This is a genomic window from Chloroflexota bacterium (assembly GCA_018648225.1).
Classification (GTDB): Bacteria; Chloroflexota; Anaerolineae; order Anaerolineales; family UBA11858; genus NIOZ-UU35.
Window position 1 is genome coordinate 1 of sequence record JABGRQ010000155.1, and the last position, 12,075, is coordinate 12,075.

Annotated in this window: 11 protein-coding genes and 1 tRNA gene; 9 read left to right on the plus strand and 3 right to left on the minus strand. The window is 50.4% G+C overall.

The window, feature by feature from the left end; genetic code table 11:
• From HN413_14660 to HN413_14680, 5 genes are all read left to right on the plus strand, one after another.
• Nucleotides 1-242, plus strand: a 242-nt coding sequence (locus HN413_14660; protein MBT3391637.1) for a hypothetical protein, incomplete at its 5' end; no start/stop codon positions are given.
• A gap of 110 nt (nucleotides 243-352) precedes the next feature.
• Nucleotides 353-571 carry a ribbon-helix-helix protein, CopG family gene (locus HN413_14665; protein MBT3391638.1) on the plus strand — a complete coding sequence of 73 codons (219 nt, stop codon included), beginning with the start codon at nucleotides 353-355 and terminating at the stop codon, nucleotides 569-571.
• A 133-nt stretch (nucleotides 572-704) separates the two neighbouring features.
• Complete coding sequence (locus tag HN413_14670; protein MBT3391639.1) at nucleotides 705-2,450, plus strand: hypothetical protein; 1,746 nt, start codon at nucleotides 705-707, stop codon at nucleotides 2,448-2,450.
• 34 nt (nucleotides 2,451-2,484) lie between these two features.
• Nucleotides 2,485-2,697 (plus strand): helix-turn-helix domain-containing protein, encoded by a 213-nt coding sequence (locus HN413_14675; GenBank protein MBT3391640.1) that lies wholly within the window; start codon nucleotides 2,485-2,487, stop codon nucleotides 2,695-2,697.
• A gap of 179 nt (nucleotides 2,698-2,876) precedes the next feature.
• Nucleotides 2,877-4,049 carry a site-specific integrase gene (locus HN413_14680; GenBank protein ID MBT3391641.1) on the plus strand — a complete coding sequence of 391 codons (1,173 nt, stop codon included), beginning with the start codon at nucleotides 2,877-2,879 and terminating at the stop codon, nucleotides 4,047-4,049.
• A gap of 99 nt (nucleotides 4,050-4,148) precedes the next feature.
• Here HN413_14680 and HN413_14685 read toward each other — a convergent pair.
• The 3 genes from HN413_14685 to HN413_14695 all read right to left on the minus strand — a co-directional run bounded on the left by HN413_14685 (nucleotide 4,149) and on the right by HN413_14695 (nucleotide 6,249).
• Nucleotides 4,149-4,222 (minus strand) — tRNA-Lys (locus HN413_14685).
• A 104-nt stretch (nucleotides 4,223-4,326) separates the two neighbouring features.
• A complete protein-coding gene (locus HN413_14690; protein ID MBT3391642.1) occupies nucleotides 4,327-4,962 on the minus strand; it encodes a hypothetical protein in 636 nt (211 codons plus the stop codon).
• Between the two features lie 39 nt (nucleotides 4,963-5,001).
• Nucleotides 5,002-6,249, minus strand: coding sequence for a DUF1786 domain-containing protein (locus tag HN413_14695; protein MBT3391643.1), 1,248 nt, complete (start codon nucleotides 6,247-6,249; stop codon nucleotides 5,002-5,004).
• A 113-nt stretch (nucleotides 6,250-6,362) separates the two neighbouring features.
• On the opposite strand from HN413_14695, the gene HN413_14700 reads away from it, so the two are divergent.
• From HN413_14700 to HN413_14715, 4 genes are all read left to right on the plus strand, one after another.
• On the plus strand, nucleotides 6,363-8,018 hold the full coding sequence (locus HN413_14700) for a methylmalonyl-CoA mutase family protein (GenBank protein MBT3391644.1): 1,656 nt from the start codon (nucleotides 6,363-6,365) through the stop codon (nucleotides 8,016-8,018).
• 71 nt (nucleotides 8,019-8,089) lie between these two features.
• Nucleotides 8,090-8,497, plus strand: coding sequence for a methylmalonyl-CoA epimerase (mce, locus tag HN413_14705; GenBank protein MBT3391645.1), 408 nt, complete (start codon nucleotides 8,090-8,092; stop codon nucleotides 8,495-8,497).
• Nucleotides 8,494-9,336, plus strand: a complete 843-nt coding sequence (locus HN413_14710; GenBank protein MBT3391646.1) for a hypothetical protein — start codon at nucleotides 8,494-8,496, stop codon at nucleotides 9,334-9,336. Before mce ends, HN413_14710 begins: the two co-directional genes overlap by 4 nt.
• A 167-nt stretch (nucleotides 9,337-9,503) precedes the next feature.
• Complete coding sequence (locus tag HN413_14715) at nucleotides 9,504-11,972, plus strand: universal stress protein (GenBank protein ID MBT3391647.1); 2,469 nt, start codon at nucleotides 9,504-9,506, stop codon at nucleotides 11,970-11,972.
• Nucleotides 11,973-12,075: the final 103 nt, after the last annotated feature.

The window sequence follows — 12,075 nt, forward strand, 5'->3', positions numbered from 1 at the left end:
AAGATAAGAACCCAGAACTATCCTACCAGGGAACAGCCAACCGTGCCAATGAGATTGAATTTGACAAATTTTCCCGCGAAATTTCCGAGAAAAATCCAGATATTAAACAATCCTCACTCTACATAATGGCTGAAAATGGATTTCGCAAAAAATGGAAAAGGGAGCAGTTTACATCAGACGATGTAAGAAATGATTATCGTGATATGGGTTGGGAATGGCAACGAGCAAATAAAATTCGATAATTCGCTATGGTAGTTTCTAAACTACCATAGCGACTACCACTTACCATAGTAAAAAATTAGTATCCTATACACACGATACTAATTTTTTTATTTAATATAGGAGAAGTTCGATGACCAAACGTTTGAGTATCAACCTCACCAAGAACGACAAGGCAGCCTTAGCAAAATGGGCTGCGATGACTGGAGAAACCATGTCATCACTGGTGCGTCAATTATTGCGTCAAGAATTCCATCGCCTCAGGCTAATACCTATGGTAGGAAATCAGAAACGCAATATTGAACAACTTCCTATCAATCAAATATCTGATCACAATTTAGAATTGGAGTAAAAATCATGAATACGCTCAAAATAAAACCCATCACCGTGCCAGCAGCAATGGGTCAAATCACGAAGCGCATCCGCCGGATTCAAGAGCGGTATTTGCCTCTGCCCCTAATTATAACAGAAATGGGAGGTGTAGCATGAGTGAAACCAAAACTCCCAAATCCATCCAGCGATCTGTACTGATCTTAGACCATGACCCCAAAGTGATGAATCGCCTAATCTGTCTGATTGATGGTCATGCCTATGCCGCCACTTGGTTATACCTCCTGGTGATTGAGAAAGAAGTCGCCCCCGAAGGCGAAGAAAAGACGTCAACAGCTCCAACGACCAAGAGAAAGCTGAGCCTAGTGATCATAGATGAAAATGGTAAGTTTTACTGCGATGACCCAGATGTGAACTTTCCACCCCTGAGTTCACTTCGTATCGAAACTCATTTTAAGGATATGCCACCCAAACACAAACTGTGGTCTCCGGAGGGTGTGAAGCGGTACGCAGCGGGCTCTCGTCCGGATGCAGTGGATGTTTTTCGCCGGATTGTCGATATCATCACTACGTTTATTGACTTTGACCACAGTCTGGCAGATCAACAGACAATGGCAGAGCTAATTGCCTGCTATATCCTGGCAACCTGGTTTCTGGATGCCTTCACCGCGATTGGCTTTCTTTGGCCCAATGGACAGCGAGGTAGTGGAAAGACTCAACTATTGGTTCTGATCACAGAATTGGCCTATTTAGGTCAGTTGATCTTAGCTGGGGGCAGCTTCGCCAGTCTGCGCGATATGGCTGATCTTGGCGCCACCCTTGGATTTGATGATGCGGAGAACCTTTCTGGCACCCATCAAGTTGACCCTGACAAGCGTGCCTTGCTTTTGGCGGGTAACCGCAAGGGCAATACAGTTCCAGTAAAAGAACCTGCTGGGAAACGCGGCTGGCAAACCAGGTATGTCAATACATTCTGTGCTCGTATGTTTTCGGCGATCAAAATACCGGATCCAGTTTTGGCTAGCAGGACCATTACCATCCCGTTACTCCGTACGACAAATTACAAGAAAGCGAACGCCGATCCCCTGGATTACGTACTGTGGCCTCATGGCAAACAGCCGTTACTGGATGATCTTTGGGCCTTAGGTCTGACACATATCAAAGAACTGCAAAATTTGGAGCGTGAAATTAATCAGGTTGCGCGCCTTTCAGGAAGAAACTTGGAACCTTGGCGGGCAATCCTGGCCGTAGCATTATGGCTCGAAAAGCAAGGCATGAAGGGTATATGGCAGCGTTTGGATGAGCTTTCCTATCGATATTGTTTCGAGTTTCTTCCTGATCTCCAATCGGCGGACCTGACGCTGATTGTCCTGCGGGCAGTGATGGAATGTGCCAGCAATGCCGTCAGTGCCGGTAGTGCCAGTGAAGAGATGGTGTTTATAACCACGGAACAGATCACACAAGTGGCGAAATCGATTGTCGAGGACGAAGAAATCGCAATCGCACCCTTTAGTAAGGCAAAAGTCGGCAGCATCATGCGCTCGCTCCGATTTGAAAGCAAGCGCCCCAAAGGCAGCGAAGGGAGGGGATGGATTATCTCCCTAAAGGATATGGATGGATTATCTATGGCTTACGGAATTAACGTTTCATCCCTACTTGATTCGGACGGCACAACTGGCACTAATGGCACAAACGGAGCGCACCAAGTAATAAGTTTCGATGACCTCATAGCTCAATGGGAAGCTACTGGTCCAGACAACACGAAGCCTTGTTTCGCTTGTGGAAAAGTTGCTTGGCGCGAACGTCCTCCTGAGCAAGGTGGCAAATTGTATTGTAGTGTGTGTCACCCGAACGAAGTAGGCTACGAAAGAGAAGGTATTTTCTTCCTTCCTCAAAATTAACATCATTCAAAGGCAAAAATAAGAGGAGATTGATATGAGTACAACTAATTACCAACTACCTTCGATTACTTTCTCAACGCTCATGCGCGCACAGGAAGTTGCCGATATTCTCAATATAAAAACATCAACGGCTTATTCACTGATGCAACACGGTGACATCCCATCTGTTAAGGTCAGGGGTTCCGTGCGAGTACGACCTGAAGACCTGGCGAACTACATCCAGCAGATGCGGGTGAACACCCCCTAACTCGGCTTCAGGTTGGATGCGAAAGGGCTGCTTCCAAACTTGGAAAAAGCCCTTTCTTTTTACTTCAACAGCAGAACATAATTTCTGCTACAATATCAAGGAAGGCCAGCACCTTACCAACTGAATGGATAGGGATTGCTCGTTGTCTTTCCTTGATAACACTGAAAAAGGAGATGACAATGGCAAAGAAGATTCGTGGTCGTAATGAAGGTTCGATCCACCAGCGTTCAAATGGAACCTGGCGTGTGCAGATTTATCTGGATGGGAAACGTACCGGGAAAACCTTTAAAACCAAAGCCGAAGCGCAAAACTGGCTGCAAGAAATGCAGTATCAGCTCCGCCGGGGATTTGATCTTGAAGGCAGCCAGATCACCCTGGGCGAGTATTTGCAACAGTGGCTGGATGCCAAGTCGGTTTCCGCACGTGAAACCACCATCTACCAGTACCGCTTGCAGGTCAAGAACCACATCATCCCGTACCTGGGTGATGTGCCCCTTCAGGATTTACACCTGGCCCGCATTGAAAGATTTTACACCGAATTGATTGCTTCTGGGGTAGGGGTACGAACCGTGCGTTATGTGCATGGCGTCCTACATCGGGCACTGGAAAAGGCAATGCAATATGATCTGGTCATTCGCAATCCAGCTCATGGAGCAGCTCAGCCCAAGTATGCCCATAAAGAAATGACAGTTCTCGATGAGTATCAGGTTCCGCAATTCTTGATTGCCGCTCGTGGTAGTTCTTATGAAGCACTCTATCACGTAGCGATCAAAACTGGGATGCGGCAGGGCGAGATGTTTGGCCTGAAATGGACCGATCTGCAATGGCAAAGTGGCACACTGCTGGTGCAGCGCCAGATAAAACGCGTCCCCGGTTCCGGTTGGCAATTTGCAGAGCCGAAGACCAATGCGGGTCGTCGCACCATTCGGCTTGGCGAAGGGACATTGCAGGCTTTGCGGATTCATCGAGAGCGCCAGGAACGGCAGAAGAAGGGTGCAAATGGCGGCTGGAAAGAGCACGGTTTGATTTTCCCCAATTCGGTCGGCACACCCGGCGACCCCAGCAACTTGCGTAAGGATTTTTTGCGGATATTGCAGTCCGCCATGCTACCAAAACTGCGCTTCCATGACTTGCGCCACACCGCCGCATCACTGATGCTGAATAATGGCGTACCGCCGATCGTGGTTTCTCGTATTCTAGGCCATGCCAAGCCCAGCACGACGATGGATATTTACGGTCATCTGCTCAGCAATATGCAAGGGGAAGCGGCGAGAATCATGGATGAACTAGTGACGCCGATAGTGATTGGCATGGAAGAGATTGTTCGAGAAGATGAGAAAATTGGGGATTAACTGCACCCAAACTGCACCCGAAATAAATAACCCGCCAGAAAGGCGGGCTACTTATCGCTATATATAGGGGTTATCAGGCATGAACCCCCTACATGTAGGTGACCCCGGAAGGACTCGAACCTTCAACCAATTGATTAAGAGTCAACTGCTCTGCCAAATTGAGCTACGGGGCCATTTGCGCGCAAAAGCGAATTCCGATCACCTTTTCGCCACTCCGATGTAGGGGCACTGGAGCCATTTTCGAAGCGGGAAAATTATACCGCAAGGGGCAGGTGTGTCAACATGGCGGCTTTGAAAACCGCTGCCTGATGAGTGCGCCTGCACCCATCAGGAGTAAAACAAAACTTCCGCCGACGAAGAGCCATTTTGTCAGCGTAAAAAACGGGGCCACGGCAGCAATCCCCGCGCTGTACGCCGGATAGCGCGCCATGACAATTGAAGTTGAGATATTTTCAAGAAAATCCAGCAGCATGGCCGCCAATGGGATGAGATTGGCGCGCCGCCACAAGCGTTCCAAAGTTGTGCTGCGCCCAAAGAGCCAACTCAGCGAAGTCACAAGAAAGGACGTATACACCAGCGGCCAAATGACATCAAAGCTCAACCGCGCCTGAATATAATCTTGGCGCCCTTCCGCGCCATAATCCTCCGCCATCTGATAAAGTTCACTCGGCGAGTACCACAGCGATAGATCTGGCGTACCAACATCTGCAACTGGGGTGGCATTTTGAGCCTGACGCGGCAGCACCAATGCCGTAAACAGGGCAAATATCACCAGACCCAGCAAGGCTACCCAACCGCGCGAAACGCGGGTCATCCAATTTGATATTTTGATTAGCATACCAAAACGCTCCCAAAGATAGGTAGTTTCACCACGGAGTGCGCGGTGAACGCTGAGATTTACGCGCAAATTCATTTTCTCTGCGCACTTTGCCATCTCTGCGGTAAACAAGCATTATTCGATCTCCCAGGGAGGTGTGCCGCGGCCCCCTGCCCCGCGCAGGGATGCTCGAATCGATTCGCCCAACTCCGGCAACACATCGGCTACCGCAGCCAGCAAGCCAAAGCAACCCGCAATCATCATATCGCCGTAGGGTGCGGGGAAGTAGGGGCGCAAGCGAGGCGGGGGAAAAGAGCTGTCCGTCTTCGGTTCTCTGTCTTCCGTCATGCGCAGCATATTCCGCCGCGGCCCGGTTACAACCACATCGAATGCGCCTTCCCCCAACGGCAACGCCTCATCACCATAAATCAACGCGCCGTGACCATGGTCATCGAATACATCGGCATGTTGCAGGCTGCCATTTGCCAGGGCGCACAGCAATCCTTCGAGTTTGGGCAAGTCTAACAGGCCCGTATGATGCTCGAATACGCCCTCAATTTGACGCTCCACTCCCAAACGGAAAGCCAGGGTGTGAAAATTACCCACATTGGCAATCATCACCCGCGGGCGCCGACTCACCATCGGGTCCAGGGTTGCGCCCAGCACCGCCGCGGGGGCAGTATCCATCACCACCAGCGGAGCATCCACCCCGTGGGCAGAATCCACCACCGCTTGCAGGCGCGTCATCGCCGCGGGCACGTTATCCCGCAAAAAAGCAAATGCCGAAAGATGATTGCGTGCCTGAATTTGCTCATCCAAATAATCAAAACGAAATTGCCGATCCGAATAGCCCGGCGGAGCCGCGCCATGATCGAAAACCGCCACCGCCACCGCATCCAGACCGTCCAGATTAACGCCAAACTCGCCAAAGGCGCGCCCGATAGCTGAAAAGTCAAAATCACGCAATTCCAGACGCACCACAGCGTCGGGCAACGCGGCAATTTCATCATCACCAAGAATCTGAATGCCATCGGCCTGCACGCGCTCAAGATCATCATCGAAAGTGCGCGCCGCTTCGGGCGTGGCATACACCACATGACCCAATTTTGCATGATCACGCGCCGCCCAATGGCTGGGGCCACCACCCATCGTCACGCCGGTCAGCGCCACCGCTTGGCCGCGCTGCGTGGCGATTTTTAGCCGCCGATGGACGATCATCGTCGGCGAGGGGATCACCAATTTGAATCCGTTTTCTAAATCCACGCGGGAATCATAGAGGTAAATATCCTGCGTACCGGTTCCCACATCTACGCTGAGAATTCGCATAAATTTCCTTTGCCCGAGTTTGAGTACTCGCGCCTGATTTAGGATAAAGTTTATCATAAATAGCCCTGGTTTCTCCCCTGTAACAGCTTCGAGTATACTTAGAGCGGATCAAAGCCCTCCGAGATTCTTAAAATCCCGGAGGGCGGAAATAAAAAATTTCGAGGTAGTTTATGAAATTACAGAATGAAAACAAACGCTGGGAAGAAGAGACCCTGAAACCGGTGCTGGATCGTTTTCCCGAACGGCGCGCTTCGTTCGAGACCCTATCAGGGATTCCGCTGCCGAGGGTGGCGCTGCCCCCTGAGACTGGCGCGGATTATATGGAGAACCTGGGATTCCCCGGGGAATATCCCTACACCCGCGGGGTGCAGCCCAGCATGTACCGCGGCCGCTTCTGGACCATGCGCCAGTACGCCGGTTATGCCAGCGCCGAAGAATCGAATGCCCGTTACCGCTACCTGCTTGAGCAGGGGCAAACTGGCCTTTCAGTGGCCTTTGACCTGCCAACACAAATTGGTTACGACGCCGACGACGAGATGGCGCTGGGTGAAGTCGGCAAAGTGGGCGTTTCGATCTCGTCTCTGGACGATATGGAGCTGCTCTTCCGCGAGATTCCGCTGGAGCGCGTTTCGACCAGCATGACCATCAATGCTCCAGCAGCAGTATTGCTGGCAATGTATATCGCCGTTGCCAAACGCCAGGGCGCAGAAATTCACAAACTGCGCGGCACCATCCAGAATGATATTCTCAAAGAATATACTGCCCGCGGCACCTATATATTCCCGCCCAAGCCCTCCATGCGCCTGATCACAGATGTGTTCCAATTTTGCCAGCGTGAAGTACCGCGCTGGAACACGATCAGCATTTCGGGCTATCATATCCGCGAAGCGGGTTCGACGGCTGTGCAGGAAGTCGCATTTACATTAGCTAATGGCATTGCCTATGTTCAGGCCGCGCTAGATGTCGGGCTGGAGGTCGATAGTTTCGCCAACCAGTTATCATTTTTCTTCAACGCCCATAATAATTTTCTCGAAGAGATCGCCAAATACCGCGCCGCCCGTCACCTGTGGGCAAAAATTATGCGTGAACGCTTCGGGGCCAAAAACCCCAAATCGTGGATGTTGCGTTTTCACACGCAGACGGCAGGCTCCACGCTGACCGCCCAGCAACCAGAGAATAACGTAGTGCGCGTTACCCTGCAAGCCCTGGCGGCGGTGATGGGCGGCACGCAGTCACTGCACACCAACAGCATGGACGAAGCCCTATGGCTGCCCACCGAAAAATCGGTGCGCGTGGCCCTGCGCACACAACACATTATTGCGCACGAATCTGGCGCTGCCGACAGCATCGATCCGCTGGCGGGTTCGTATCTCATTGAGCAGCTTACCGATGAAATCGAGCGTCTGGCCGAAGCATATATTCAAAAAATTGACGATCTCGGCGGGGCGTTGGCCGCCATCGAGCGCGGCTACACGCAAGGCGAAATTCAGGAAGCCGCCTATCAATATCAGCAGGCCGTTGAGCGCGGTGAACAAATTGTAGTCGGCGTCAACGATTTTCAGGTGGATGAAAAAATTGAACTCGAACAACTCAAGGTAGACCCTGCCATCGAAACCGCCCAACGCCAACGCCTGGCTAAAATTCGTCAGCGTCGCGATGGTGCCCGCGTGGGTGCGCTGTTGATGCGGCTCGAACAATCCGCTCAGGGCGATCAAAACCTGATTCCGCTGCTCATCGAATGTGTCGAGAACGAGATTACCCTGGGTGAAATTTGCGGCGTGCTGCGCCAGTCCTGGGGCGAGTATCAGCCAAACAATTGGGTATAAAAGGTTACAGGTTGAAAGTTGCAGGTAAAAACTTTCAACCTACAACCTTTAACTTTCCAACGGAGTTCTTTATGCCAACCATCAAACGTATTGATCATATCGCTTTAGTTGTCGAAGATATCGACGCAGCCCTGAGCTTTTGGCGCGATGCCCTCGGGCTGGAATTTGACCACATCCAGGATGTGCCGCGTGAAAAGTCGGCGATTGCTTTTCTCCCAGTGGGAGGCAGCGAAGTTGAACTGGTACAGCCCACCAGCGAAGACTCCGGGATTGCCAAATACCTCGAGAAGCGTGGCCCCGGGATGCACCACATCTGCCTGGAAGTGGATGACATCAGCGGGATGTTGGACCAACTCCGAGCGAAGGGCGTGCAACTTATCCACGAAAAAGCAGTCAACGGCGAGAACGGCAAAAAATACGCCTTCATCCATCCCAAAGCTGCCTTTGGAGCGCTGGTTGAACTCTACGAACTGCCATGAAATTTCCTCCCCACGGCTGGCTCGGCGCGATATTCATTGCCATCTTCTGGCCGCTCAATTGGTTTTTACCCGGTTTGCGCACACATTGGGCTTTCTTCCCGCTCTGGTTGGGCTATTGTCTGCTGGTGGATGGCCTGGTATTTCGCCGCGATGGAACCTCACTGCTTACGCGCAGTTGGCGCAAATATTTGGGGCTGTTTCTGCTCTCTGTGCCGGTGTGGTGGCTCTTTGAATTGCTCAACGGGAGGCTGCAAAACTGGTTTTATGACGGGCGTGAATTTTTCACAGATTTAGAATACGGACTGCTGGCAAGCGCCGCTTTCTCCACGGTGATACCCGCGATATTTGGGGCGGCAGAACTGGCTGCGGGGTGGGGCTGGGTGCAACGCATGGGGCGCGGCCCGGTCATCCAGGGAGATCACCGCACCACGCGGCGCTTCTTTGTGGCCGGATGGCTGATGCTGACCCTGATGCTTCTCTGGCCGCGCTACTTCTTTCCATTTGTATGGCTGAGTCTGTATTTCATCATGGAGCCGATCAATATCTGGCTAGGAAATAATAATCTGACGCGTTGGACTCAAAATGGCGACTGGCGTCCAGTGATGGCCTTATGGGGCGGTGTGCTGCTGACAGCTTTCTTTTGGGAATTTTGGAATTTCTTTTCCTACCCTAAATGGATTTATACCGTGCCGTTTGTGGATTTCTGGCATATCTTCGAAATGCCATTCCTGGGTTATGGCGGTTATTTGCCTTTTGCGCTGGAGTTATACGCGATCTACAATATGGTAGTGGGGTTATCTGGAAAGAAAAACTTTAAGTTTGTGTATTTCGTAAAATAGATTTTTCCGCAAGTTTTTTTGAAACTCGTATGACGCAGAGTATAAAAATCGGATATAATCCGCCCGTTTGTCAGGAAGAAAAAATTTTGGGTACCTCATAGCAAACTGTCGCTTAAGGTACTGTTGAGCACCATATTATTTTCATTATTTGTTGAGAGGAATTTTACATGGCGCACGTATCACATAAATTAAAGAATGCTTTTGAGGGGGCTTTGGCAGGCGGCGGTGATCCCGCAACCTCCCCCTTATATGTTTTTGGCCCATTCTTGAAGCTAATTATGGTTACAGGGGCAGCCGGTTTGATTGCCGATGTGACTTTTGGCGCTTCAGTCTGGTTGGTTGTTATCACCGTTGCTGTTGTCTCGGCAATGTATCGTTTGGTCATGCGCTGGATTACGGATGGCAGCGGTGGCAGTGGTCTTAGCGAAGAAGAATTTGGCGGTTGGGCGGCTAAAATAAATGCCGCGATCACCTTCATTGAGTATACTTTGACCTTTTTAGTTAGTATGGCGGCCATGGTTACATTTATCGCCGACCGTGCACCCGCATTGAACGGGTTCATCTTTTGGCATGTGCAATATCGTACATTGGTGGCTATTGCCCTCAGTGTACTAACTGGTTGGCTGGTCAACCGCGGGCCGAAAATGGCGGCACGGGCTTTTGGACCCGCTACTTTTGGCGTTTTGCTATTATTATGGGCAATGATTATCTCTACGCTCTTGAAATACGGGGTAAATTTTCCCAATTTCAGTTTCCAAGCTTTTAGTCTGGAAATTGCTACCGAAGGAAAAACTTTTTTGCACTATACGCTAGGTGGCTACGTGCGTATTCTCGCAGTCATGACCGGCATTGAAGTCTTTGCCAATATGGTGGCGGCCTTTGATGGTAACGCAGCCGAAAAAAGCAAAAAAGCCTTCAATAGCTTATTGATTATCATGGGCACCACCGCCATCACAATGTTGATCGTTGGCCCGGCAATTATGGAAATCGCTAAACCCCATCTCTTAGCAGAAGCCGCCCATACGGCTTCCGAAATGGGTGTTGAAGAAGTCTCGGTATTCACTCGCACAATGGATGCCTTACTGCCTGAACCGCTGCCCTATATCGGCACGTTGGTCGGCATTGCTGTGCTAATGTCTGCTTCGGCAGCCGCGGCGCAGGGCTTGCAGAATCTTGCACTAGGTCTCTCTGAGCGTCGCTATGTACCGCCTTCATTGGGACAACGCAATCAATTCCAGGTGGCCGATAAACCGGTCTGGATTCAGGTGGCTATTGTAGCAATCTGTTTCATTTTGTTTGGCACGAATGAAGAAACCTATCTCGCAATTTATGCGGCAGGCGTATTTGTACTCTTGAGCATGACGGGGTGGGCCGTAGCCAAGCGGTTAATCAACCAAATCCGAGAAAAATTTAATGCTGGAACATTGGCATTAATCGCTGGGACAATTGTGGCCGCAATTCTGACGACTGGCGCAACGGGGATTATATTTGTTGAACGTTTTGCCGAAGGCGCCTGGACCTATCTGGTTTTCATTCCTCTCCTGTACATCATGTTCTCCTATTCTCGGGCACGCTTGGGCGCTCCTACCGGGTCAATGGATTATTTGGGCCGCTTGAATGCTGCTCAATTGGCTGGTTTTGGGTTTGGACAAATGGCCCCCGCGTCATCTACGAGCACAACGAAGGTTTCAAAGCCTGAAGATTTGCGCTGGGAACCTGCGCCAAAACAACAGAGCAAATGGCGCGAAGAACAAGTGACCATTAAAAATATTGCCGTTTTATTGGATTCGTCTTCAAATGCGGAGGGCGCGTTGCCCTGGGCAAAGACAATGAGTAAATGCGCAAATGCTCAACTAACGTTGCTGTCTTCTATTAAAAACCACACTGCTGCTCTTCAGGAACAATTTGAAGCTACGAAAGCAGAACGACAAACCTATCTTGAAAAAGTCGTACAAGATGCGCAAGCTGAGAATATCATCACAGATTATGCCATCCGCCCGGGTTTTATCGCCGACGCCGCACAATCTCTGGGGCATGAGCAAAACTTAGATTTGATAATCACCACCACTCGTGGTAAGTCTGGAGAAAAACATTGGCTAAGCGGCGGGGTTTCCCGTAAATTGATTCAGAAAGTCAATCAACCTATCTTATTAATCCAGGTTGACGAAGAAGGACAGGCTCCACCGCCAAAAATTGACCGCATTCTGGTCGCGTTAGATGGATCAATCTATTCAGAACGCGTACTACCTTATGCACGAGCGATGGCCCAAACCTTCAACAGTGAGTTGATTTTGCTATCTGTACCAGCTGTGCCAGAACCCGCCAACTACCATGCTCCGGCAGAAATTGTAGAAACCATCCGAAAAAAGGCTGAAGCCAATATGCGTCATTTTTTGGATGCTGTTGCTCGCTCACTTCGAGATGAAAATGTCGAAGCGCGCATAATCGTCACCGGCTCATTGCCTGCTCGCACCATCGTCCAGGTTGCAGATAACGAAAATGTTGATTTGATTATGAGTACATCACGCGGCCGTGGTGGTGTTGACCTATTAATGATGGGAAGTGAAGCCCAGCGTGTTGTTGAGAAAACAACAAAACCGGTCTTCATGATGCCAATCCACGACCGACCCAATTAGAACAACTCGCGACACAAACTCCGCTGAGTAAAACTATAAAACAGAGCATGGAAAAATCAACCATGCTCTGTTTTTTTCATCTTGACATACGCCAACCGTTACA

Bases quoted from the DNA above. Each gene is read 5' to 3' on its own strand.
- HN413_14665 (MBT3391638.1), top strand. From the start codon at position 353: ATGACCAAACGTTTGAGTATCAACCTCACCAAGAACGACAAGGCAGCC.
- HN413_14670 (MBT3391639.1), top strand. From the start codon at position 705: ATGAGTGAAACCAAAACTCCCAAATCCATCCAGCGATCTGTACTGATC.
- HN413_14675 (MBT3391640.1), top strand. From the start codon at position 2,485: ATGAGTACAACTAATTACCAACTACCTTCGATTACTTTCTCAACGCTC.
- HN413_14680 (MBT3391641.1), top strand. From the start codon at position 2,877: ATGGCAAAGAAGATTCGTGGTCGTAATGAAGGTTCGATCCACCAGCGT.
- HN413_14690 (MBT3391642.1), bottom strand. From the start codon at position 4,962: ATGAATTTGCGCGTAAATCTCAGCGTTCACCGCGCACTCCGTGGTGAA.
- HN413_14695 (MBT3391643.1), bottom strand. From the start codon at position 6,249: ATGATAAACTTTATCCTAAATCAGGCGCGAGTACTCAAACTCGGGCAA.
- HN413_14700 (MBT3391644.1), top strand. From the start codon at position 6,363: ATGAAATTACAGAATGAAAACAAACGCTGGGAAGAAGAGACCCTGAAA.
- mce (MBT3391645.1), top strand. From the start codon at position 8,090: ATGCCAACCATCAAACGTATTGATCATATCGCTTTAGTTGTCGAAGAT.
- HN413_14710 (MBT3391646.1), top strand. From the start codon at position 8,494: ATGAAATTTCCTCCCCACGGCTGGCTCGGCGCGATATTCATTGCCATC.
- HN413_14715 (MBT3391647.1), top strand. From the start codon at position 9,504: ATGGCGCACGTATCACATAAATTAAAGAATGCTTTTGAGGGGGCTTTG.